Source organism: Mesorhizobium sp. WSM4847, from assembly GCF_055811335.1.
In genome coordinates, this window is record NZ_JBVVPY010000013.1 from 161,739 (window position 1) to 182,907 (window position 21,169).

Below are 21,169 nucleotides of genomic sequence, written 5' to 3' on the forward strand. Positions count from 1 at the left end.
AGACCTTCATGGATGCCAGACCATCAACGGTGCTCAGAAATTATCCTTGCGCTTGCGTATTTCGGCGAACACTTCGGCGTCGGAGGCGTTCTCCATGCCGAGATGCTTGCGGATTGCCGGATCGTGCCAGCGCAGGAACGGATTGGTCGACAGTTCCTCACCGATCGTGGTCGGCAGCGTCGGCTTGCCGTCGGCGCGCAGCGCTTCGATTTTCGCGGCGCGCTCCTTCAATGCCGAATTGGTCGGGTCGACGGTCAGCGCGAAGCGGGCGTTGGAAAGCGTGTATTCATGGCCGCAATAGACGACCGTCTCGGCCGGAAGCGCCGCGAGCTTCTTCAACGAATCGTACATCACCGGCGGCTTGCATTCGAACAGCCGGCCGCAGCCAAGTGCGAACAGCGTGTCGGCGGTGAACGCCACTTTGGACGCCGGCAGATGATAGGAGACATGGCCCGCCGTGTGGCCGGGCGTGGCGATCACGTCTATCCTCTCCTCGCCGAGGTGGATGACCGAACCCTGCTCGACGGTTTCGTCGATGCCGGGGATTTTTGCCTTTTCCGCTTCCGGTCCGACGATGCGCAGCTTGAAGCGCTCCTTCAGCGCCAGATTGGCCTCGACATGGTCGACATGGTGATGGGTGGTCAGGATCATCGTCGGCGTCCAGCCGGTACGCTCGATCGCGGCCAGAATCGACGCCTCCTCGGGCGCGTCGATGATCGCGGTCTGGCCGCTTTTCGGGTCATGCACCAGCACACCGAAATTGTCGCTGCGGCACATGAATTGTTCGATTTCAACCGGCATCGCATCTCTCCACGAGAGCGCCGCGCGTCCAGTTGGACGCACAAAGGACGCTTCTGACACTTTTTACCTGCTGCATCGTGTCATCCGAAATCGAAACCGATTTCTGGCCGATGCAGCAGTCGCCGCAGACATAGGGCGCTTGCCCGCGGATGTCATCCGTCTTTGTAGAACTGGGCGCCTTTGTTGAACTTGGACAGCATCGAAGATAGCGTGCCGCGCATGCATTCCGATATCGTCGACCTTCGCTCCTTTTATTCGACCACGCTCGGGCGATTGGCCGAACGCTCGATCACCATGGCGTTGTCCTCGATATGGGCTGTCGTGCCCAATGAGCGGCTGGTCGGCCTCGGCTACACCTTGCCGTGGCTGGAGCGGTTCGGCACCGATGCCGAACGTGTCTTTGCCTTCATGCCGGCGACACAAGGCGCGGTGGTCTGGCCGGCCACCGGGCCGACCGCGACCGCGCTGGTCTTCGATGAGGAATTGCCGTTGGTCGATGCCTCCATCGACCGCATGCTGCTCGTCCATTCACTCGAACATGCCGAGAACCCGCGCGAGACGCTGAACGAAATCTGGCGGGTGCTGTCGCCCGCAGGCCGCGTCGTCATCGTCGTGCCCAACCGGCGCGGTGTCTGGGCCCGTTTCGAGCATACGCCGTTCGGCAGCGGCCGGCCTTTCTCGCGCGGCCAGCTCACCGAATTGCTGCGCGAAGCGAATTTCACGCCCGCGGCCTGGTCCGACGCCCTGTTCTTCCCGCCATCGCGGCGACGCTTCATGATGCGGTTCCACAATGTGCTGGAGCGCGCCGGCCGCAGGTTCTGGCCGATCTTTTCCGGCGTCATCGTCGTCGAGGCGCAGAAGCGGCTCTATCAGGGTGTGCCGGTCGTCCAGCGCGCCTCTCGCCGCGTCTTCGTGCCGGTTTTCTCGCCGCATGGCGCCACAAGGCTCGGCCGGATATCGCCGACCGGGAACGCGCCGTCGCCGGGCCGTCGATGACGTTTTCGTGATCGGAATCACGCTTTTTCCCACCTATCTGTCGTGGGCGGGTTTGCTACCCGATTGATTCGACTTGCTCACCGGTTTCAGCACCGCTTGCGAAGGGTCTTCATCAATGGCTGATCATCCGGATTTCGAGGCCAGCGCCAAGCCGATTGCCGCGTCGGTCGAAGCCAGCAGCCTGCGCGACCAGCTGGCGACAATCAGGCTGGCGCTGGCGAAGTCGCCGATCCGCAAACAACTGCTCTGGGCCTGCCTCGGCATAGTCGCCGTCATTGTGGCAACCTCGATCGGGCAGGTTCTGCTCAATCGCTGGAACGAGCCCTTTTACGACGCGCTGGCTCGGCGCGACATGCAGGGTTTCCTGCACCAGCTGCTGGTGTTTTCCGCCATCGCCGGCGGGCTTGTGGTGCTCAATGTCGGCCAGACCTGGCTCGACCAGACGATCCGGCTGAAGCTGCGTGAGGCGTTGACCGTCGATCTGATCGGTGAATGGATGCGGCCGGCGCGGGCTTTCCGGCTCGCCAACGCCGGCGCCATCGGCGTCAACCCCGACCAGCGCCTGCAGCAGGATGCCGGGCATCTCTCCGATCTTTCGACAGGTCTCGGCATAGGGCTATTGCAGTCGTTCATTCTGCTTGTTTCGTTCGTCGGCGTCCTTTGGTCGCTGTCTTCCGGCTTCGTCTTCCATGTCGGCGGCTATTCGCTGGCGATTCCGGGCTACATGGTGTGGGCCGCAATCCTCTATGCCGGCACCGCCTCCTGGCTGAGCTGGCTGGTCGGACGGCCGCTCATCCGCTTCAACAGCGACCGCTATACGCGCGAGGCGGAGCTGCGCTCCTCGGTGGTCCGCGTCAACGAGAATGTCGATGCCATCGCGCTTGCGCACGGCGAGGCCGACGCGCGACGGCGGCTTGAGCTCGACCTCGGCACGGTGCTGGGCGCGATACGGCGCATCTACAGCGCCCAGATCAATCTTTCCTGGGTGACCGACACCTATGGCTGGATCACTGTCGTCGCGCCGATCCTCGTCGCCGCGCCGGTCTATTTCGCCGGTGACATCAGCTTCGGCGGGCTGATGATGGCTGTCGGCGCCTTCAACCAGGTGCATTCCTCGTTGCGCTGGTTCATCAACAATATCGGCGGCATCGCCGATTGGCGCGCCACGCTGATGCGCGTCGCCGATTTCCGCATCGCGCTTGCTGAAACGGATGTGCTCCACCACAGCGAGAGGCGCATCGAGTTCGGTGAAAATCCGGACGGCAGGCTGACATTCGACAAGCTCGAAATTGCGTCGCGGGATGGATGCACCAAGCTCGCCGAGCCCCAAGTCGAGATCCGCGCCGGCGAGCGCGTCATGATCACCGGAGATCCGCGCGCCGGCAAGACGCTGTTCTTCCGCGCCATTGCCGGTCTGTGGCCGTGGGGAAGCGGGCGGATCGGCATGCCGGCCGGAGAGGTGCCGGCCTTCGTTCCCCGAAAACCCTATTTCCCGCTCGGCACGCTGCGCGAGGTGCTCGACCACGCCGATGCCGCGGTCAGCGACGCCGAGATCTCGGCGGTGCTTGCCGAGGTCGGTCTCGGGCGGCTGTCATCCTCGCTCGACCGGTCGGCGCGCTGGGAGCGCGAATTGAGCGATGACGAGCAGCGCCTGCTTGCCTTTGCCCGGCTGGTCTTGCGGCAGCCGAAATGGGTGATCATCGACGAGGCTTTGGACACGTTCGACGGCGCGACGCTGCGGCGGGTGCTGTCGATGCTGGAGGCGCGTCTTGCCGACGCCGCGATCCTCAATATCGGCCGTGGCCAGCACAACATTGAATTCTTCCCGCGCTCATTGGCGATCGTGAAAGATTTCGAGCGACCGGCTCTCAAGCCAGTCCGTGTCAGGGCCGGCGCGATCGAACCACCCCCGGCCGTCGCCAAAGCCCGCCAACAGGCATAGCCGGCCGCAAGCTTTATTTTGCCGTGATCGCGGCGAAAGATTGCCGGCATCGTTCGGAAGCCTGCGGCGTTGGATTCATGCGACACGCTTTGAGTCTTTGCTTCGATGCTTGTCGTTACCCCAAAACCGCTGCGCGCTTTTGGGCGACCTGCGTCAGCCTGCTTGCCTGCCTTGCCCGTGCCCAGGCAGCACCTTTGGCCGCGCCTGCCGACACCATTGCCGTGGACGTCGAACTGGTGCTGGCGGTCGACATCTCGCACTCGATGGACGAAAAGGAATTCGCCCTGCAGCGCGCCGGCTATGTCAAGGCGCTGCGCCACCCCGACTTCATCAATGCGGTGCGTTCGGGCGTGAACGGCCGCATTGCGCTGGCCTATTTCGAATGGGCAGGCACCGTCCGCGACGACGCCGTCATTGCCTGGCAGGTCATCGACGATGCCGAGAGCGCCGAGGTATTCGCCGGCAAGATCGAGGCGCGCCCGTTCAGGAGCTTTCGCGGCACCTCGATTTCCAGTGCGCTCGCCTTCGGCGCGAAGCTTTTGGATGGAGCCGCCTTCGACGCGACGCGCAGCGTCATCGACATCTCAGGCGATGGCCCCAACAATATCGGGATGCCCGTCGCCACGACACGCGACGCCGCGATAGCAAAGGGCATCGTCATCAATGGCCTGCCGATCCTGATCAGCCCGTCGCCCAGCTTCAGCCATCTCGACCAATACTATGCGGAGTGCGTCACAGGCGGGCCAGGCTCCTTCGTGCTGCCGGTCTATGCCGCTTCGGAATTCGTGACCGCCATACGCCGCAAGCTGGTCCTCGAGGTCAGCGGTGTTACCGATCCTAATGCCGGTCCCGGGGCCGATCCCGGGTCCGTCCCGGTCGACGCGGCAGCACCGGTCGACTGTTTGCAAGGCGAGCGCGGTCGGCGGTTTTTCTCCGATCCGTATTTTCCGGAACTTGATCGTTAGACCTCAACGAATGGCGATCAGTCCCAGATGTCTCCGGACTCGGGCCGGCTGGCCGAAGCGACGGGTCGCCGTTATCGCTTCAGCAGGAACACCGCCTGCTGGCCAAAGAAATTCCAGAACCACCATGGCATCGACAGGCCGATTTTCTGGCCATTGGCGTCGAGCGCGGTTGCCTTTTCCACCGTTGCGCCGAGCTCTTCGCAGAGATTGACGAAGTCGCGGATGGTGCAGAAATGGATGTTGGGCGTGTCGTACCAGGAATAGGGCAGGTCCTTGGTCACCGGCATCCGCCCTTCGATGAACAGCGAAAGGCGTACCCGCCAGTGGCCGAAATTGGGGAAGGAGACGATGGCGTGCTTGCCGATCCTGAGCAACTCGTCAAGCACCAGCTTCGGGTTGCGGGTCGCCTGCAAGGTCTGCGACAGGACGACGAAATCAAAACCCTTGTCGGGATAGAATTTGAGGTCCTTGTCGGCGTCGCCCTGGATGACGGACAGGCCGCGCGCCACGCATTCGTTGACGCCGCGCTGCGACAGTTCCATCCCACGGCCGTCGACCTGCTTCGTTGCCTGCAGCAATTCGAGCAGCAGGCCATCACCGGAGCCGACGTCCAGCACCCGCGACTGCGGCGGGATGAGATCGGCGACGACTTCGAGGTCGACGCGCTGGGCGTGGTTGACACTCATGATCGTGCCTCTTGACTGGCGCATGACCTTGACCCGAAAAGTCTGCAACTTTTCGGGGTCATGCGCTGAGCCCTCTGGCGCGGGCCGCCGACGCGATGAAGCCGTTGATGGCCGCGAACAGCTCCGGCTCGTCGAGCAGGAAGGCGTCGTGGCCGCGATCGGTCTCGATCTCGACGAAAGACACCGAGGCGCCGGCCGCGTTCAGCGCATGAACGACCGAGCGGCTCTCCTCGGTCGGGAACAGCCAGTCGCTGGTGAAGGAGACCAGGCAGAAACGGGTCTTGGTGCCGGCAAAGGCGTCGGCGAGCCGGCCGCCATGGTCGGCGGCAAGGTCGAAATAGTCCATCGCCCTGGTCATGTAGAGATAGGAGTTGGCGTCGAAGCGGTCGACGAAGGTCATGCCCTGATGGCGCAGATAGCTCTCGATCTGGAAATCGGCGTCGAAACCGAAGGTGAGTGCTTCACGATCCTGCAGGTTGCGGCCAAACTTCCGGTGCAGGGCCGCCTCCGACAGATAGGTGATGTGAGCGGCCATCCGCGCCACGGCCAGCCCCTTTTCTGGACGCTTGCCCTGCTCGAAATATTTGCCGCCATGCCAGTCGGGATCGGCCATCACCGCCTGCCGGCCGACCTCATGGAAGGCGATGTTCTGCGAGGAATGACGCGCGCCGGTGGCGATCGGCAGCGCCGAGAAAACGCGCTCCGGATAGCTCGACGCCCATTGCAGCACCTGCATGCCGCCCATCGAGCCGCCGAGCACCGAGAACAGCTTTTCGATGCCGAAATGGTCGACCAGCATCAACTGCGCCCGCACCATGTCGCGGATGGTGATGATCGGCAGGTCGAGCCCGTACGGCTTGCCGGTGGCGGGATTGGTCGAGGCGGGGCCGGTCGAGCCGAGGCAGCCGCCGATGACGTTCGAGCAGATGACGAAGAAGCGGCTGGTGTCGATGATCTTGCCGGGGCCGATCAGCACTTCCCACCAGCCCGGCTTGCCGGTCACTGGATTGGTGCTGGCGACATGCTGGTCGCCGGTCAGTGCATGGCAGACGAGGATGGCGTTGGAGCGGGCGTCGTTGAGCGTGCCGTAGGTCTTGTAGGCGATCTGGAACGGCGACAGCAGCGTGCCGGCATCGAGCTTGAGCGGCTTGTCGGCGCCGAACCGCAACACCGGGCTCGACGGCTCGTCGGCCTCGTTGTTGGTTCTTTTCGTGCGCAGCGCGACCATCGCATCCTCTTACATTAACCCATCGTGTTTTCCGAAAGTCGATTAAGATTTTCGGGTCGATGCGACTGTCCGGCCGGCTGCGGACAACAAAAAAACCGGCATTGCCTTCGCAAAGCCGGTTACAAGATGCAAACGGCCCTTTAGCGAGTTGTTTAACGTGGCTGCAAGCCGACCGGCCAAATCACCACGGGATTTCGCCTTCTTCTAGGACCGGCGCGCCTCGCCGTCAACGGCCAGCCACGCACCGATCATTGCCGCCTCTCGACATTCCAGGCCACGGCTTGTATTTCCGCGGCGGCTTCCAGTGTGGCGGATCCGAAATTCGCATCGCGTTGGAGCAGCGGAAGCGTTCTCGACGGATTTTTGCAATATGAACCAAGTATCGGATCAGGCACGTCCAACGCCCCGCGCGGGGATCATGGACATCGAAGCCTATGTGCCGGGCAAAAGCACGGCGCCGGCCGGCGTTGCCAAGGTCCACAAATTGTCGTCGAACGAGAACCCGCTCGGCCCCTCGCCGAAAGCAATAGAAGCCGCGCGCGACGTCGCGGCCAAGCTCGACATATATCCCGACGGCACCGCCAGGCGCCTGCGGGAGGCGATCGCCGAGGTGCATGGCCTCAACCCGGCGAACATAGTTTGTTCCAATGGTTCCGACGAGATTCTGGGCCTGCTTGCGCAGACCTATCTCGCGCCGGGCGACGAGGCTGTGATCACCGAACACGGATTCATGGTCTACAAGATCTACATCCAGTCGGCAGGTGCTGTCCCGGTCTCGGTCAAGGAAACCAAGGAGCGCGCCGACGTCGATGCGATCCTCGCTGCGGTGACGCCGCGTACGCGGATCATTTTCCTCGCCAATCCCAACAACCCAACCGGCACCTATTTGCCGTTCCAGGAGGTGCGCCGCCTGCATGCTGGCCTGCCTCGAAACGTGCTTCTGGTGCTGGATGCAGCCTATGCCGAATATGTCCGCCGCAACGATTATGAAGCCGGCGTCGAACTGGTGGCTGGTGCGGAAAACGTGGTTATGACCCGCACCTTCTCCAAGCTCGGCCTTGGCGGTGCGCGGATCGGCTGGATGTACGCGCCGATGCATGTCATCGATGCGATCAACCGGGTGCGGGGTCCCTTCAACGTCAACGCGACGGCAATCGAGGCCGGCATTGCCGCGATCCGCGACCGCGCCCATGTCGAGCGAAGCGTGGCGCATAACGAGACCTGGCTGACCTGGGTCAGCGAGGAATTGACCAGGCTCGGACTGCGGGTGACGCCGAGCGTCGGCAATTTCGTCCTCATCCACTTTCCCGAGGACAAAAAACATTCTGCGGCAGCCGCGGACGATTACCTCTGTGCGCGCGGCTACATATTGCGGCGCGTTTCCGGTTACGGCTTCCCAAATGCGCTGCGCATGAGCATCGGCACCGAAGAGGCCAATCGCGGCGTTGTCGCCGCCCTCGCGACATTTCTGAAAAGCTAGAACACCATGACATCACCGATGTTCGAAAAGATCGCGCTGGTCGGCATCGGCCTGATCGGCTCGTCGCTGGCCCGCGTCATCCATCGGGGAGGCCTTGCCGGTCACGTCGCCATCTCGACGCGCAGCGAAACGACGCTGGCGCGGGCGAAGCAACTCGGCCTCGGCTCCTCCTACACGACTGATGCGAAAGAGGCGGTCGGCGATGCCGACCTGGTCATCGTTTCGGTGCCGGTCGGTTCTTCAGGCGAGGTCGCCGAGGAAATCGCGCCGGCGCTGAAGCCGGGCGCCATCCTCACCGATGTCGGCTCGACCAAGGCGTCCGTCATCGCGCAGATGCAGCCGCATGTGCCTGCCGGCGTGCATTTCATTCCCGGCCATCCGCTGGCCGGCACTGAAAAATCGGGTCCGGACGCCGGCTTTGCCGAACTGTTCGAAAACCGCTGGTGCATCTTCACGCCGTTGCCCGGCACCGATCCGGCCGCCTTGGAAAAGCTCTCGGAATTCTGGCGCCGTTGCGGCTCCAACATCGATACGATGGATCCCCAGCATCACGACATGACATTGGCCATCGTCTCGCACCTGCCGCACATCATCGCCTATAACATCGTCGGCACCGCCGACGACCTGGAGTCGGTGACCAAGTCCGAGGTCATCAAATATTCGGCCTCCGGCTTTCGCGACTTCACGCGCCTTGCCGCTTCCGACCCGACGATGTGGCGGGACGTCTGCCTGCACAACAAGGATGCCATCCTCGAAATGCTGGCGCGGTTCTCGGAGGATCTGGCCTCGCTGCAGCGGGCGATCCGCTGGGGCGACGGCGAAAAGCTGTTCGACCTGTTCACCCGCACCCGCGCCGTGCGCCGCTCGATCATCGAGGCCGGCCAGGACATCGACGTGCCGGACTTTGGCCGGCAGGCAGTCGAGCATCCGGCCAAGGGATAGAGCATCGGACCCCGTACCGGTTTTAGGTGAAATCCGATGCTCAAGCAAAAGATAGAGGGCGGTACCATCCGATTTGAAGGCCGCCTCGCGCTCAATCCGGCCAGTGAGCTGCCATCATCGCCAGTGTCTCGGCCCTGTCCGGCGCGCCCAGCCTGCCGCCGAAGCGCAGGCATTTGAGCGCGGCGGCGGTGCTGGCAAACCGCAATGTCCGTTCGATCGGCATCGCCTCGGCCAGCCCGACGGCAAAGGCGCCGTGGAACACGTCGCCGGCGGCAAGTGTATCCACTGCCTTGATCCTTGGCGCCGCGACATGGCGCACCGACGCCACCGAGTGGTCGAACCACCAGCTTCCCGCTGCGCCGCCGGTCACCGCTACGAATGCATCGGTGCGTCTGGCCAGCGCTTCACAGGCCTCCTGCGGGCCTTGCTCCTCGCCGCAGAGGATGAACGCCGCCGGCTCCGACGCGACGATGTGCGAGGCGAGCGGAAACAGCCGTTCCAGCACGGCCCGTGGCGCGGTGTCGGCATCGAGTATGGCTGGACGGCCGTTTGCGCGCGCCGCCGTCAGGGCCAGAGCTGCCGCGCCCGGCCAGCGCACGTCGACCAGGACGGCGTCGAATGCGGTGAGATCCTCAGTGGGGGGCGCTTCGGGGTCGGCCTGCGCGAGCTTGTCATAGAACGGAACAATAATGCGCTCGCCATGCGTGTCGACCAGGATGGCCGACAGTGCCGACCGCGCCCCGGCGACGCGCCGGACAAAGCTGCAATCGACGCCTTCGGCCTCAATGCCTGCGACCAGCTGATCGCCGACGAGGTCGTCTCCCGCGCTCGCCCACAGCGATACCTCCGCGCCGAGGCGGCGTGCGGCGCAGGCCGCACTCGAAGCCATGCCCGAGGCGATCTGGACGCCGTCGGACGCGATGAACTTGCCCTGACGCGCCGGAAGCGTGTCGACGCGAAGGATCGTATCGAGCGTCAGCGCGCCAACACTCAGGAGCTTCACCGGGCGGTTCATCTATCTTCCTGTTTGGCCATAGTCTTTCCGAACTGGAGGTTCGCAATCATCGCCTAATCGACCGGCTTGATGCTGCCCAGAGGGATAAAACCGAGCGAGGCCTTGCCCTTGACGATCTTGAGCGGCATCGACGGTTCGTTGCCAAGCAGCGCCAGCCCGGCAAAGCCGGTTTTGATCTGGCTCTTCTGCTCGGGAATGGCTTTGCCGAGGATTTCCGCCACCGCCTTCGGATCGCTGAGCCTGATCATCAAATCGGCGTCGATCAGCCCGTCGGCATCGACCGAGACCGGCCCGGAAACGGTGACGCGCGCGCTTCCCGACGACAGATCGAGCTTGCCGATATCCACCGCCTGGCCGCGCAGGCTCTCTGTTTGTGTCTTGATCAGCGCCACGCCGTTCTTCAGCGTCACGTCGCCGCTGCCGTCGAGCGGCGGCAGCACGCGGCCATCGATCGCGCCCGGATCGATTTCGAGATCGGTAAAACCCCCGGCATAGTCGATGTCCTGGCCGTTCGGACGCAATTCTCCGACCGCTGTCCCAGCGCTGAACAGCTCGACCGGGTCTGTGCCATCGGCGGGATCGGTCTGGGCTGACAGAGCCTCTGCCTCCAGTGAAACGCGCCGGGGCAGGGGCCAGGACAGTTTGACGTTCGCTCGCAGATTATCCCAGTCGATCCACAGCGGCGCCATCCCCGGCACGGCGGTCCTGAGCGGCCCCTGCAGGTCGGCGCCAGGGGACAGGATCTGGGTGATGTGCGTGACTGCCTTGAGGCTGCCGAGCGAGGCGGCGACGTTCCTGCTGTCGTCCTGATAAGCCAGGCTGTCGCAGGTAACGGCGAAGCTTAAGGGGTAGCCGCTGACCGTGAGATTGACGCAGTCAGCCTCGATGCCATTGCCGTTGAACTCGGCCACCGCTTTGCCGGCTTCGCTCTTGACCTTGTCTGCCAGGTAGAACCAGCCGGCGCTGTAGAGGCCAAACAGCACGACGATGAAAACGCCGAGCCAGAACAGCCGGCGGAGAAAATTCGGCGGGCGTTCGTCATTTGACGTCATGCTGCGGCTCTCGTTGGCGCGTGTTGCAGAGGTGTCGTTTCCGGCAAGATCGGGTAGACGGAGACGGATTGAAAAAACACCGATTCCAGTGCGGTGCTGCAACCAGGCTTGGCGATATGGGCGATTTTTGGGTTTTTGGCTACGGCTCGCTGATCTGGCGGCCGGGATTTGCGCATGTCGAGACGCGGCGGGCCCGCCTCCATGGCTATCGCCGCTCGCTGTGCGTCTACTCCTTCGTGCATCGCGGCACGCGCGAACGGCCCGGCCTGGTGCTCGGCCTCGACCGTGGCGGCTCCTGCATCGGGCTGGCTTTCCGCGTCCCCGGCGATCTGCGCAACGAGGTCATCACCTATCTGCGCGAGCGCGAACTGGTCACCAATGTCTATCTTGAGCGCATGCTTAGCATTCGCCTCGACAAGGGGGGCACGCGTGAGGCCGACAAGGGTTGGGGCGAGAATGGCGGCGAGACGGACGGAGGCGAGACGGTCGAGGCTGTCGCCTATGTCGTCGACCGTACCCACGAGCAATATGCCGGTGCGCTCGATGCGGCCGATGCGGCGAGCGTCGTTCGCGGCGCCGTCGGCCAGTCGGGAAAGAATGAGGACTATGTGTCCAGCACGCTGGAGCACCTCGAGGCGCTGGGGATCCGCGACCATTGGCTGGAAGAGGTGGCGAAACGGATCGCGCCTTTGTGAAGCGCTGGTCGGTGGAAAAGTCGGCCGGCCCTTTGACGTTGGTGCGGCCCGCCATAGGTTAAGCCGGTCACGGGGCTTTTCGCCCGCTTCTTTCCATTCCCCACGGAGATCAGTCTTGCAGAAACGTCGTCTCGGTCAAACCGACCTGTCCCTCGCGCCGCTGGTTCTGGGTGGCAACGTCTTCGGCTGGACCGCCGACGAGAAAACCTCTTTCGACCTGCTCGACCGGTTCGTCGGCGCCGGCCTCAACGCCATCGACACCGCCGATGCCTATTCGCGCTGGGTTCCCGGCAACAAAGGCGGCGAATCCGAAACGATCATCGGCAAATGGATGAAAAGCCGCGGCAATCGCGACAAGGTTGTGGTGATCACCAAGGTCGGGTCGGACATGGGGCAGGGCAGGAAAGATCTCTCCGCGGCCTATATCGAAAAGGCCATCGATGCGTCGCTGAAGCGGCTGCAGACCGATGTCGTCGATCTCTATCTGTCGCACTGGCCCGACCCGGCCACCCCTTACGAGGAAACGCTTGGCGCCTATCAGAAGCTGCTCGACAAGGGCAAGATCCGCCACGTCGGCGCCTCCAATCTCGATGCCGGCCAGTTGCGCGCCGCGCTCGACGTGGCAAGCTTGCGGGGCCTGCCGCGCTATTCGGTGCTGCAGCCGGAATACAATCTCTACGATCGCGCCTCTTTCGATGGACCGCTGCGCGATCTGTGCATGGCCGAGGATATCGGCGTCATCACCTATTTCAGCCTCGCCAAGGGGTTTTTGAGTGGCAAGTACCGCAGCGAAGCCGATCTCGGCAAAAGCGCGCGTGGCGACGACGTGAAGAACTATCTCAACGCGCGCGGCACGCGCGTCCTGGCGGCACTCGACGCTGTGTCGGCGCGTCACTCGGCCAAGCCGGCGGAAGTGGCGCTCGCCTGGGTGACTGCGCGGCCCGCAGTCACCGCGCCTATCGCCAGCGCCACGACGCTGGACCAGGTCGACAGCCTCGTCCGCGCCGCATCATTGGTGCTCAGTCCGGACGATATCGCCGAGCTCGACAGCGCGAGCGCATAGACGCCAGCGCGAAGCGGCGGCTTGATCAAACAGCAGCCAAGAACCCTGCGTGGCCTGCGCCGGAAGGCTCCCTGCACGATCGTTCAAGACGCCCTGGTGTGCCCTGCCATACCCTTGCCGGCATCGCGCCTGGATACTGGTATACAGATGGCCGAACAGGTCTTTTCCCATCCGGAACTATGGCAGCAATTGCTCGCGCTTGTGCTGGCATCGGCGGTTGTGATGGGCAGTCCGGGGCCGGCGACGATAAGCGTCACCGCCGTCGGCGCCGCCTTCGGCCTGCGCGATGCGCTCCGCTATGCCTCGGGCATCATTCTTGGTACGGTCGCCGTGCTTTTGGTCGTGGCGACGGGCATTACGACCATGCTCGCCTCTGTGCCGACGCTCACACCGCTCCTGGCAGTGGCATCCGCAGCCTACATCCTCTACCTCGCCTTCAAGATAGCAACGGCCCCGCCTCTGGCCGTGCGTAGCGGCGGGGCGGCGCGTCCCACATTCCTCGGCGGGTTTCTTCTGGCCGTCGCCAACCCGAAAGCCTATGTGGCGATTGCCGCCGTATTTGCCGGCACGTCGTCCGCCGGTGAGCTCGATGCAGGGCTCAGGTTGGCGGTCCTCGCTTCGATGATCGTCGCCATCCATGTCCTGTGGCTTCTCGCCGGGGCAGCGTTTGCGCGGTTCCTGCGCAAGCCGCTGGCCTCGCGGATCATTAATCTGACGTTCGCGGCAACACTGGTGTTGACCACGGCGCTGGCTGTGATTCGCTAGGGGACAGTGCCGCAAGCTTAGATGGTCAGGTCGGGGTATCGGAGCCAAGTTCCCCCAGCCGCTTCACCGCCGTCGGCGGCATTGGCGGCGGGTTTGGCGCCTGGGACGCCTCGATGAGCAGCTGGTCGCAGGCGGCTTCCGTCTCGCCGATCAGCCGTTCCATGAATTCTTGCTTGCCCAAACCCGCCGGGATCGGCGGCAGGAAGCGGGCCTTGATCGTGCCGGGATAGCGCAGGAATTTCCGCCGCGGCCAGTAGAGGCCGGCGACATGGGCGACCGGCACCACCGGAATGCCAAGCTGGGTATAGAGCTCGACGATGCCGTATTTATAGGCCGGCTCGTCGCCCGGCGCCCGGCGCGTGCCCTCGGGATAGATGATCAGCTGGCGGGGATTGCGCGCCAGCTCCTGCCTGGTCGCGGCGACCACCGCTTTCAGCGCCTTCGAGCGGCTGCCGCGGTCGACCGGGATCATCCGCATTTTCAGGATGTACCAGCCGAAGAACGGGATCCAGGTCAGTTCCCGCTTGAGGATGTAGATCGGATCCTGCAGGAACGGGAAAAAGGCGATCGCGTCCCAGAAGGACTGGTGCTTCGGCGCCAGGATGAAGGAACCCTCGGGCAGGTTTTCCTGGCCGGTGATCTCACTTTTGGTGCCGGCGATCTTGTCATAGAGCCACATGCTGGTGTGTGACCAGAATTTCGGCACGAACCAGGCACGGTGGCGCGGAGACAGGAAATAGTACGGGGTCCAGAGGATCATCTGGACGATCAGATTGACGTAGAAGACGAAGTTGAACGCCAGCGAGCGGACATAAAGCATGCAGGAAGAGCCCGGTGAGGAGGTGTGCGTTGGTTACACCAAGCGCGGGCAAAAAGGAAACCGTGCGATGGCCGGAGATCGATCCGCCTTGATGAAGCCGCGGCCCGTTCGTCAGGCCTGCCACGTCTCTTGCACCAGCCGTTTCTTCAGGCGTGGGGCGGCGAAATCGAGAAACGCACGCAGTTTCACCGGCAGCAGGCCATTGCCGGCATGCACCAGGCTGACCGGCCATGGCTGCGGCTCGAATGCCTCCAGCATGGTGCGGAGGGTGCCCGACCGCACTGCAGCTGCGATCTGGTAGGAAAGCACCCTTGTTAACCCGATGCCGGCAATCGCGGCATCGATCGCCGCTTCCGCGGTGTTGACCCGAAGTCGTGAGCGGATCGGAACGGTGAGGTCGGTCTTGCCCGTGGCAAAAGTCCATGCGGCGGGAGCGGTGAGCCCCTCGAAGGTGACGCAGTTGTGTGCTGCGAGGTCTTTCGGCGCCTCCGGCGTGCCGTGCTCGGCCAGATAGGCCGGGCTCGCGCAAACAACGCGCCGGATCGAGCCGATGCGGGTGGCCACAAGGCTGGAGTCGGGAAGCTGGCCGATGCGGACGGCGAGATCGATGTGCTCCTCGGTCAACTGGGTTATCCGGTCCGCAAGCATCAGCCGAATAGCCACGTCGGGGTAGGCAGCGAGAAAGCCGGTGACGACCGGCAGCACATGCAGGCGGCCAAAGACGATCGGTGCGGTGATGATCAGTTCGCCTGTCGGGGCGCTGTATTCGCCGGCGGCAGTCCGCTCGGCCTCGCCGACCTCGTCGAGAATGCGACGGCAGGCAGCGAGGTAGGCGTGACCTGTGTCGGTCAGCGTCAGCTGCCGCGTCGAGCGATTCAGAAGACGCGTCTTCAGATGCCGCTCCAGGTCGGAGACCTTGCGGCTGACCGTTGCAAGCGGGATGCCGAAACGGCGTCCGGCGGCCGAAAGGCTGCCGGCCTCCGCCGCGGCGACAAAAAGCGACATGGCCTCGAGGCGATCCATATTTCTCACGGAAAATGGAAGGATAGGTTGCAAATATGGCATCTACATCCGAGCGATGGAAGGGGCCATGTTTTGGCGGCGAGCTGATCAACGAGAAGGAATGCCGATGCCCCGTATCCCTACACCAGCGTCCATAGAGGCCGCGCCTGCTGCGTCGCAGCCGATGTTACATGCCGTCGAGAAGCAACTCGGCGTCGTGCCTAACCTCTTCAGGCTTGTTTCCAATAGCCCGGCTGCGCTTGAAGGCTATCTCAGCCTGTCTGGAGCGCTTGCCAAAGGCCGACTGCCCGCGCCGACGCGCGAGCGCATTGCTCTGGCGGTTGCCGAGGTCAATGGCTGCAACTACTGCCTTTCCGCTCACACCTATCTCGGCAAGAATCTCGCCAAGCTTGATGATGCCGAAATGGTCGCCAATCGCGCGGGCAGTTCCAACGATCCCAAGGCCGCCGCAGCCGTGCGTTTCGCCACCAAGATTGCGCGCGACCGCGGCCATATCGGTGACGAGGATCTCAGCGCCGTCAGGCTCGCAGGCTACGACGATGCGCAGATCATCGAGATCGTCCAGCATGTCGCTCTCAATGTCTGGACCAACTATGTCAATGAGGTCGCCAGGACGGAAATCGACTTTCCGGTCGTTTCTGCCCGCAGGGCAGCCTGAGTCAGTCGCAAGGAGTTCCCATGTCTGAAAGCCGCCCGCCGCTCCCGCCATTCACCGCCGAGACCGCCGCACAGAAGGCACGCATGGCTGAGGATGCCTGGAACTCCCGTGATCCGGCACGGGTCGCGCTTGCCTACACAATCGACAGCCGCTGGCGCAACCGGGCCGAGTTCCTGCAAGGGCGCGAGGCTATCCAGACATTCCTCACACGCAAATGGGGTCGCGAACGCGACTACCGGCTCATCAAGGAGGTCTGGGCCTTCCGCGACAACCGTATCGCCGTGCGTTTCGCTTATGAATGGCACGACCACAGCGGCTCGTGGTTTCGCAGCTACGGCAATGAGAACTGGGAGTTCGATGAGCTTGGATTGATGCGCCTGCGCATCGCCAGCATCAACGACCTGCCGATCCTCGAGGCCGACCGCAAATATCATTGGCCGCTTGGCCGCCGGCCGGACGGTCATCCCTCTCTATCGGAACTCGGCCTTTGAAGGAGGCTTTCGATGAATGCTCAAGTCTTCACCAGCGATGTCGCCTTTACGCCAACCGTCAAGGCGATCCAGGCCCGCAAAGGCTCACGCGAGGCCTATGCCCGCGTCGAACAGCGCGGCAGCTGGCAAGCTGATATCACGCCCGATCTCGCCGCCTTCATCGAGGCGCAGACCAGCGTCTTCCTGTCGACGGCCAATGGTGAGGGCCAGCCCTACATCCAGCATCGCGGCGGGCCGGCCGGCTTCCTCAAGGTGCTTGACGAGCGGACGATCGGCTTCGTCGATTTCTCTGGCAACAGGCAATTCATCACCCAGGGCAATCTGGACGACAACCCGCGCGCTTTCCTGTTCCTGATCGACTATGCGCATCGGCAGCGCATCAAGATTTGGGGCACCGCGCGGGTCGTCGAGCAGGACGCCGAACTGATGGCGAAGCTGATGCCGGAAGGCTACAAGGCGCGCCCGGAGCAGATCATCCTGTTCACGGTTTCGGCCTGGGATTCCAATTGCCCGCAGCACATTCCACAGCGTTTCGAAGCGGCCGATGCGGCGGCGGCGCTGGCTGAGCGGGACAAGCGTATCGAACGTCTCGAACACGAGATCGCGCGGCTGCGCAGCGTCTCAAGCGCCACGCTCAAGGAATGATAGCGCTGCCGGTTCCAGATCGGCTCAGTTCGGCGCAACAACCTCGGCCAGCGCGATGCCGGTTGGCGTTGGCTTGACCGGCACGATGCCGCGCGCCAGCGCCAGCAGATATTTGTTGTATTCGGTGAACAGCACGCGCAAGGCTCTCGGCTTGGTCAGCCAGCCGCCATTGCCAAGATTGCTGTTGACCACCGGATAGGGCTCGAGCTTGGCCTTGTGCAGCAGCCGGCCCATTTCCAGCAGGCTGCGCGGCATGTGATAGTTGTTGGTGACGAGAATCACGGTGCCATAGGCGTGGTCTTCCACCCACTTGGCACTTTCCTCGGCATTGCCGATCGTGTCGAGCGCGGCACGGTCGATGTCGACGCAGCAGGAAAACAATTCCTTGTCGCCGCGGGTCGCGACCTGAAGCTGGCGGCGGCTGGCGGAAGGATGCACGCCACTGATCAGCAGCCGCTCGCCCTTGCCGGACGCCAGCAGGCCCATGGCCGCGTCGAGACGCGAATGGCCGCCGGTCAGCACGATGATGGCATCGGCCCTTGCCGGATTGGCGGGCGTCGCGAGACGGCTGACGGTGCTGGCGAACCAGCCAAAGCCGCCGGCAAACAACGTTGCCAGCACGAGCAGAAAGAAAGCTGAGATGCGTAGCGCGCTCGCCAATCGGCGGGGCTTGACGCGCTCGCTAGAACGCGTGATCACCAAGGGCAACTGTCCAGCCATTCCGGTCGAGTCGCGCGCGTCCATCGTCCTTATCGTTAACTCCGAAATACGGCGTTTAGTAGGTCGGAAAGCACAAATTTCGTTACGCTAATTCTCTATTCGTGATCACCCTGCGTCCGGCTGGCGGACATCGATGTCGCTGAGATAGGTGACGACGGTGACATGGGAGGTTGCCGCCGTCAGCGCACCGATGACCAGCACCATGAGAACAACGCCGAGATAGCCCGCCGAACCGATGGCGAAATTGCCGAACAGGGCGGTCGCCTGATCGGCCTGCGGCGTCGCCATGTTTCGCGACGACCACCACGAGAAGACGATGAAGACGAACACCGCCGCCGCACCCCCGGCGGCGGCGCCCTTCATGCCGGTGACGAGAAAGTGGTGGCGGAATTCGCGCGCGATAAAGCGCGCTTCGGCGCCGACGAAATGCAGCACCTCGATGATGTGGCCGTTGCCGGCCATGGCGCCGCGCGTCGCGAACACCACGGTCAGCACGGTTGCCGCCAGCATCAGCGCCAACACGGCGATGCCGATGGTCACCGTGGTGCGGGCCATGGCGACCAGCCGGTCGACCCAGGTGCGATGGTCGTCAAGCGAGGCACTGGGCAGTTTCGGCGTGATCGCGGCGCGCATTGCGGCGAAATCGGGAGGGTTGGTCTCGTCTATGGTGACGATGATCAGACGCGGCACCGGCAGCTCGTCGATGTTGAGACCCGAACCCAGCCAGGGTTCCAAAAGCCGCGCCGTGGCATCGCGGTCGACGATCCTGGCGCTCTTCACGCCAGGGAATTCGCCGGCGATCTGCGAGGCCTGGGCAAGTGCTGCCTCGATGTCGAGGCCGTCCATCGGCTTGATCTGGATCGTCGCCTCGCGTGAGATCTGGTTCTCCCAGACCGAGGCGGTGTCGCGCACCAGCGTCACCGCGCCGAAGGTCAGGCAGGAGAGGAATGTCATGATGGCGATCACCAGGACCAGCGCCCGGCCGGCGATGTTCTGGGCGGGCACGATCGGCGCCATCTTGCGCTGAACGCGCTGCGTCCCAGCCCTGTCAGCGTGTTGGTCTTCGACATGGCGAGCGGAAAGGTCAGTCATAGATATCCAGCCTTCCGCCGGACAGGATCATGCGGCGTGCGTCGACCTGTTCCATCAGGCCGAGGTCGTGCGTTGCGATCACCACGGCGGTGCCCAGCCGGTTGAGTTCGATGAACAGCCGCAACAGGCGTCGCGCCAGCGGCGGGTCGACATTCCCGGTTGGCTCATCGGCAAGCAGGATTTCGGGCTGCTCGATCAGCGCCCTGGCGATTGCGGCGCGCTGCTTCTCGCCACCCGACAGCACCGGCGGCAGCACATGCATGCGCTCGCCAAGGCCGACCCATTTCAAGAGCTCGGTCACATCGGTGCGGTAGCTGGCCTCCTCGCGCCCGCGCACGCGCAGCGGCAAGGCCACATTCTCATAGGTCGTCATGTGGTCGAGCAGGCGAAAGTCCTGGAACACCACGCCGATGCGCCGCCGCAGATGCGGCAGCTCGGCGCGCGAGATGCGCGAGCGGTCTTTGCCGAAGATGGTGATCAGCCCACGCGTCGGCTTGAGCGACATGAACAAAAGCCGCAGCAGCGTCGTCTTGCCGGCGCCCGAAGGGCCGCTCAGGAACTGGAAGGAGCGCTCCGGTATGTGCAAGGAAATGTCGCGGAGGATTTCCGGACCCATGCCATAGCGGAGGCCGACATTTTCGAAGCGGATCACGTTCGACGACCTGAAACTTGCGGCGGCGACGAGGCAGCCTTCTCTGAGAAAAGACCATCGGCCGGCATGGTTAACCGGCGGTTAATTTTGGGGTTTTTTGGGCGCGTCACAAGGGGTTTCCGGGGGAAACGTTAACCATTTCCGTTTACGCATAAGAAACGAAGAGCGAACAAGTGCGAAGTGCTGAGGCCGCGATGGCTGACGATCGAACCGCGCGCCCGGTTTCCGGCGAAATCATGACCGATACGGCCGCAAATCCTGCGCCGGAACGCATCATGCGTGATCCGCCTGGTGACATCGTCGACGCCGACTACGAGGTGCTGCCGCGTTTAACCGCCAGCACGGGCGTTTCACCGCCGCTTTTGCGCGTGATCACCACGCCATCGCTCAAAGGCATGGACATGCTGCGCAAGCCGGTAGCGGCGATGGAACGGCTGCGGGCGTCGCGCGGCGGGCCGATCTTCTGGATCGCCGGCCTCAGTGCCGCGTTTGCAGCCTTCTGGATCTCGGGCGGGCACGCGCTGGTGCGCCAGACGCCGCTTCTTCTGGCGGCGCGACAAGCGGGCGCTGCCCTGACCATTTCAGGCGTTACGTCGCGTATCGATGCGTCCGGGCCGCAACCTGTCCTGTTCGTCGGTGGCGAGGCCGCGAATGACGGCGCCAGCCCGTCGCCATTGCCACCGCTGGAAGTCCGGGTCACCGGCAATGACAGGCGCACAACCCGTTATAGGCTGGCGACATTTAACCGTTCGCTGGCGCCCGGCGAAAGATTTGGCTTTTCCAGCCGGCTCGACGTGCCTAGAAACGGGGTCAAGACCGTCTCGGTCACCTTCGCCAATTAGCGGCGATCATTTCTGGAAGGGCAGCCAATGCCAATTGTGCGCGGCAAGGATATCGAGGTCCTGTTTTCGGCGTCGGCGATCGCCCGCCGCAATCTGGAGCTCGCCAAGGAGATCGCCGGGCACGACTATCACGACCTTCTGGTGATTTCGGTGCTGAAGGGATCGTTCATCTTCGCCGCCGACCTCATCCGCGCCATGCACGATGTCGGCCTGTCGCCGGAGGTCGAGTTCATCTTCATCTCCAGCTACGGCGCCGGCACCACCAGCGGCGAGGTGAGGGTGCTGCGCGACATCGACAATGAGGTCGCCGGCCGAGACGTGCTGTTGATCGACGACATCCTCGAATCCGGCAAGACGCTGTCCTTCACCCGCGACCTGATGCTGTCGCGCGGCGCCAAAAGCTGCGCCATCGCCGTGCTGCTCGACAAGCGCATGCGCCGCCAGACCACGCTCAACGCCGACTATGTCGGCTTCGACTGCCCCGACTATTTCGTCGTCGGCTACGGCATGGATGTGGCCCACGCCTTTCGCGAACTGCCGTTTGTCGGCGTCGTAAAGGGCGACGCCTAGATTTATCTTCGATGCGGTTGCGGTTC

General features: G+C 63.5%; 23 protein-coding genes and 1 riboswitch. Of the genes, 13 read left to right on the top strand and 10 right to left on the bottom strand.

What is annotated here, in order from left to right; all coding sequences use genetic code 11:
* Positions 1-33: 33 nt before the first annotated feature.
* Positions 34-801 carry a hydroxyacylglutathione hydrolase gene (gene gloB / locus AC0L28_RS20175; RefSeq protein WP_287218382.1) on the bottom strand — a complete coding sequence of 256 codons (768 nt, stop codon included), beginning with the start codon at positions 799-801 and terminating at the stop codon, positions 34-36.
* A gap of 219 nt (positions 802-1,020) precedes the next feature.
* Between gloB and AC0L28_RS20180 the strand changes: the two genes are divergently transcribed.
* From AC0L28_RS20180 to AC0L28_RS20190, 3 genes are all read left to right on the top strand, one after another.
* Positions 1,021-1,797 carry a class I SAM-dependent methyltransferase gene (locus tag AC0L28_RS20180; RefSeq protein WP_023797194.1) on the top strand — a complete coding sequence of 259 codons (777 nt, stop codon included), beginning with the start codon at positions 1,021-1,023 and terminating at the stop codon, positions 1,795-1,797.
* A gap of 115 nt (positions 1,798-1,912) precedes the next feature.
* Positions 1,913-3,739, top strand: a complete 1,827-nt coding sequence (locus AC0L28_RS20185) for an ABC transporter ATP-binding protein/permease (protein WP_473479815.1) — start codon at positions 1,913-1,915, stop codon at positions 3,737-3,739.
* Between the two features lie 194 nt (positions 3,740-3,933).
* Positions 3,934-4,704, top strand: coding sequence for a DUF1194 domain-containing protein (locus AC0L28_RS20190; protein ID WP_245277581.1), 771 nt, complete (start codon positions 3,934-3,936; stop codon positions 4,702-4,704).
* A gap of 71 nt (positions 4,705-4,775) precedes the next feature.
* Here the strand turns inward: AC0L28_RS20190 and metW are convergent, their stop codons facing one another.
* Both metW and metX read right to left on the bottom strand, forming a co-directional pair.
* Positions 4,776-5,390, bottom strand: a complete 615-nt coding sequence (gene metW, locus AC0L28_RS20195; protein WP_202367362.1) for a methionine biosynthesis protein MetW — start codon at positions 5,388-5,390, stop codon at positions 4,776-4,778.
* A 58-nt stretch (positions 5,391-5,448) separates the two neighbouring features.
* On the bottom strand, positions 5,449-6,618 hold the full coding sequence (gene metX, locus AC0L28_RS20200; protein ID WP_077372941.1) for a homoserine O-acetyltransferase MetX: 1,170 nt from the start codon (positions 6,616-6,618) through the stop codon (positions 5,449-5,451).
* A gap of 120 nt (positions 6,619-6,738) precedes the next feature.
* A riboswitch (SAM riboswitch) is annotated at positions 6,739-6,816 on the bottom strand.
* 172 nt (positions 6,817-6,988) lie between these two features.
* Here metX and hisC point away from each other — a divergent pair.
* Both hisC and AC0L28_RS20210 read left to right on the top strand, forming a co-directional pair.
* Complete coding sequence (gene hisC, locus AC0L28_RS20205) at positions 6,989-8,098, top strand: histidinol-phosphate transaminase (RefSeq protein WP_023797198.1); 1,110 nt, start codon at positions 6,989-6,991, stop codon at positions 8,096-8,098.
* 6 nt (positions 8,099-8,104) lie between these two features.
* Positions 8,105-9,040, top strand: a complete 936-nt coding sequence (locus tag AC0L28_RS20210) for a prephenate/arogenate dehydrogenase family protein (protein WP_287259204.1) — start codon at positions 8,105-8,107, stop codon at positions 9,038-9,040.
* Positions 9,041-9,131: 91 nt separating this feature from the next.
* On the opposite strand, the gene AC0L28_RS20215 is transcribed toward AC0L28_RS20210, so the two are convergent.
* Complete coding sequence (locus AC0L28_RS20215; protein ID WP_287175420.1) at positions 9,132-10,055, bottom strand: sugar kinase; 924 nt, start codon at positions 10,053-10,055, stop codon at positions 9,132-9,134.
* Between the two features lie 53 nt (positions 10,056-10,108).
* Positions 10,109-11,107: a DUF2125 domain-containing protein gene (locus AC0L28_RS20220; RefSeq protein ID WP_287175418.1), complete on the bottom strand. Its 999-nt coding sequence runs from the start codon at positions 11,105-11,107 to the stop codon at positions 10,109-10,111.
* A gap of 116 nt (positions 11,108-11,223) precedes the next feature.
* Here AC0L28_RS20220 and AC0L28_RS20225 point away from each other — a divergent pair, with 116 nt between their 5' ends.
* The 3 genes from AC0L28_RS20225 (at position 11,224) to AC0L28_RS20235 (ending at position 13,630) form a co-directional block, all read left to right on the top strand.
* Positions 11,224-11,802: a gamma-glutamylcyclotransferase gene (locus AC0L28_RS20225; protein WP_023797202.1), complete on the top strand. Its 579-nt coding sequence runs from the start codon at positions 11,224-11,226 to the stop codon at positions 11,800-11,802.
* A 115-nt stretch (positions 11,803-11,917) separates the two neighbouring features.
* Positions 11,918-12,865, top strand: coding sequence for an aldo/keto reductase (locus AC0L28_RS20230; RefSeq protein WP_473479820.1), 948 nt, complete (start codon positions 11,918-11,920; stop codon positions 12,863-12,865).
* A gap of 147 nt (positions 12,866-13,012) precedes the next feature.
* Positions 13,013-13,630: a LysE family translocator gene (locus tag AC0L28_RS20235; protein WP_473479823.1), complete on the top strand. Its 618-nt coding sequence runs from the start codon at positions 13,013-13,015 to the stop codon at positions 13,628-13,630.
* 25 nt (positions 13,631-13,655) lie between these two features.
* Here the strand turns inward: AC0L28_RS20235 and AC0L28_RS20240 are convergent, their stop codons facing one another.
* Both AC0L28_RS20240 and AC0L28_RS20245 read right to left on the bottom strand, forming a co-directional pair.
* A complete protein-coding gene (locus tag AC0L28_RS20240; RefSeq protein ID WP_023797205.1) occupies positions 13,656-14,450 on the bottom strand; it encodes a lysophospholipid acyltransferase family protein in 795 nt (264 codons plus the stop codon).
* A 111-nt stretch (positions 14,451-14,561) separates the two neighbouring features.
* On the bottom strand, positions 14,562-15,473 hold the full coding sequence (locus AC0L28_RS20245; protein WP_128246090.1) for a LysR family transcriptional regulator: 912 nt from the start codon (positions 15,471-15,473) through the stop codon (positions 14,562-14,564).
* Between the two features lie 106 nt (positions 15,474-15,579).
* Between AC0L28_RS20245 and AC0L28_RS20250 the strand changes: the two genes are divergently transcribed.
* From AC0L28_RS20250 to AC0L28_RS20260, 3 genes are read left to right on the top strand one after another with little or no spacing between them, the layout of a single operon-like run.
* Positions 15,580-16,131, top strand: a complete 552-nt coding sequence (locus AC0L28_RS20250; RefSeq protein ID WP_023797207.1) for a carboxymuconolactone decarboxylase family protein — start codon at positions 15,580-15,582, stop codon at positions 16,129-16,131.
* A 20-nt stretch (positions 16,132-16,151) separates the two neighbouring features.
* On the top strand, positions 16,152-16,622 hold the full coding sequence (locus AC0L28_RS20255) for a nuclear transport factor 2 family protein (RefSeq protein WP_023797208.1): 471 nt from the start codon (positions 16,152-16,154) through the stop codon (positions 16,620-16,622).
* Positions 16,623-16,634: 12 nt separating this feature from the next.
* Positions 16,635-17,267, top strand: coding sequence for a pyridoxamine 5'-phosphate oxidase family protein (locus tag AC0L28_RS20260; protein WP_287259198.1), 633 nt, complete (start codon positions 16,635-16,637; stop codon positions 17,265-17,267).
* Between the two features lie 24 nt (positions 17,268-17,291).
* Here AC0L28_RS20260 and AC0L28_RS20265 read toward each other — a convergent pair whose 3' ends face one another.
* The 3 genes from AC0L28_RS20265 to ftsE all read right to left on the bottom strand — a co-directional run bounded on the left by AC0L28_RS20265 (position 17,292) and on the right by ftsE (position 19,731).
* On the bottom strand, positions 17,292-18,011 hold the full coding sequence (locus AC0L28_RS20265) for a YdcF family protein (protein ID WP_287259196.1): 720 nt from the start codon (positions 18,009-18,011) through the stop codon (positions 17,292-17,294).
* An 81-nt stretch (positions 18,012-18,092) separates the two neighbouring features.
* Entirely contained in the window at positions 18,093-19,079 is a 987-nt protein-coding gene (locus AC0L28_RS20270) for a cell division protein FtsX (RefSeq protein ID WP_128168726.1), read from the bottom strand.
* Positions 19,072-19,731, bottom strand: coding sequence for a cell division ATP-binding protein FtsE (ftsE, locus tag AC0L28_RS20275; protein ID WP_023797212.1), 660 nt, complete (start codon positions 19,729-19,731; stop codon positions 19,072-19,074). Before ftsE ends, AC0L28_RS20270 begins: the two co-directional genes overlap by 8 nt.
* A 194-nt stretch (positions 19,732-19,925) precedes the next feature.
* Here ftsE and AC0L28_RS20280 point away from each other — a divergent pair, with 194 nt between their 5' ends.
* Together AC0L28_RS20280 and hpt are read left to right on the top strand one after the other, a co-directional pair.
* On the top strand, positions 19,926-20,573 hold the full coding sequence (locus AC0L28_RS20280; protein WP_287259194.1) for a hypothetical protein: 648 nt from the start codon (positions 19,926-19,928) through the stop codon (positions 20,571-20,573).
* A gap of 27 nt (positions 20,574-20,600) precedes the next feature.
* On the top strand, positions 20,601-21,143 hold the full coding sequence (gene hpt, locus AC0L28_RS20285) for a hypoxanthine phosphoribosyltransferase (RefSeq protein ID WP_023797214.1): 543 nt from the start codon (positions 20,601-20,603) through the stop codon (positions 21,141-21,143).
* The last annotated feature ends 26 nt before the right edge of the window (positions 21,144-21,169 follow it).

Bases quoted from the DNA above. Each gene is read 5' to 3' on its own strand.
- gloB (WP_287218382.1), bottom strand. From the start codon at position 801: ATGCCGGTTGAAATCGAACAATTCATGTGCCGCAGCGACAATTTCGGT.
- AC0L28_RS20180 (WP_023797194.1), top strand. From the start codon at position 1,021: ATGCATTCCGATATCGTCGACCTTCGCTCCTTTTATTCGACCACGCTC.
- AC0L28_RS20185 (WP_473479815.1), top strand. From the start codon at position 1,913: ATGGCTGATCATCCGGATTTCGAGGCCAGCGCCAAGCCGATTGCCGCG.
- metW (WP_202367362.1), bottom strand. From the start codon at position 5,390: ATGAGTGTCAACCACGCCCAGCGCGTCGACCTCGAAGTCGTCGCCGAT.
- metX (WP_077372941.1), bottom strand. From the start codon at position 6,618: ATGGTCGCGCTGCGCACGAAAAGAACCAACAACGAGGCCGACGAGCCG.
- hisC (WP_023797198.1), top strand. From the start codon at position 6,989: ATGAACCAAGTATCGGATCAGGCACGTCCAACGCCCCGCGCGGGGATC.
- AC0L28_RS20210 (WP_287259204.1), top strand. From the start codon at position 8,105: ATGACATCACCGATGTTCGAAAAGATCGCGCTGGTCGGCATCGGCCTG.
- AC0L28_RS20215 (WP_287175420.1), bottom strand. From the start codon at position 10,055: ATGAACCGCCCGGTGAAGCTCCTGAGTGTTGGCGCGCTGACGCTCGAT.
- AC0L28_RS20220 (WP_287175418.1), bottom strand. From the start codon at position 11,107: ATGACGTCAAATGACGAACGCCCGCCGAATTTTCTCCGCCGGCTGTTC.
- AC0L28_RS20225 (WP_023797202.1), top strand. From the start codon at position 11,224: ATGGGCGATTTTTGGGTTTTTGGCTACGGCTCGCTGATCTGGCGGCCG.
- AC0L28_RS20235 (WP_473479823.1), top strand. From the start codon at position 13,013: ATGGCCGAACAGGTCTTTTCCCATCCGGAACTATGGCAGCAATTGCTC.
- AC0L28_RS20240 (WP_023797205.1), bottom strand. From the start codon at position 14,450: ATGCTTTATGTCCGCTCGCTGGCGTTCAACTTCGTCTTCTACGTCAAT.
- AC0L28_RS20245 (WP_128246090.1), bottom strand. From the start codon at position 15,473: ATGGATCGCCTCGAGGCCATGTCGCTTTTTGTCGCCGCGGCGGAGGCC.
- AC0L28_RS20250 (WP_023797207.1), top strand. From the start codon at position 15,580: ATGCCCCGTATCCCTACACCAGCGTCCATAGAGGCCGCGCCTGCTGCG.
- AC0L28_RS20255 (WP_023797208.1), top strand. From the start codon at position 16,152: ATGTCTGAAAGCCGCCCGCCGCTCCCGCCATTCACCGCCGAGACCGCC.
- AC0L28_RS20260 (WP_287259198.1), top strand. From the start codon at position 16,635: ATGAATGCTCAAGTCTTCACCAGCGATGTCGCCTTTACGCCAACCGTC.
- AC0L28_RS20265 (WP_287259196.1), bottom strand. From the start codon at position 18,011: ATGGACGCGCGCGACTCGACCGGAATGGCTGGACAGTTGCCCTTGGTG.
- AC0L28_RS20270 (WP_128168726.1), bottom strand. From the start codon at position 19,079: ATGACTGACCTTTCCGCTCGCCATGTCGAAGACCAACACGCTGACAGG.
- AC0L28_RS20280 (WP_287259194.1), top strand. From the start codon at position 19,926: ATGGCTGACGATCGAACCGCGCGCCCGGTTTCCGGCGAAATCATGACC.
- hpt (WP_023797214.1), top strand. From the start codon at position 20,601: ATGCCAATTGTGCGCGGCAAGGATATCGAGGTCCTGTTTTCGGCGTCG.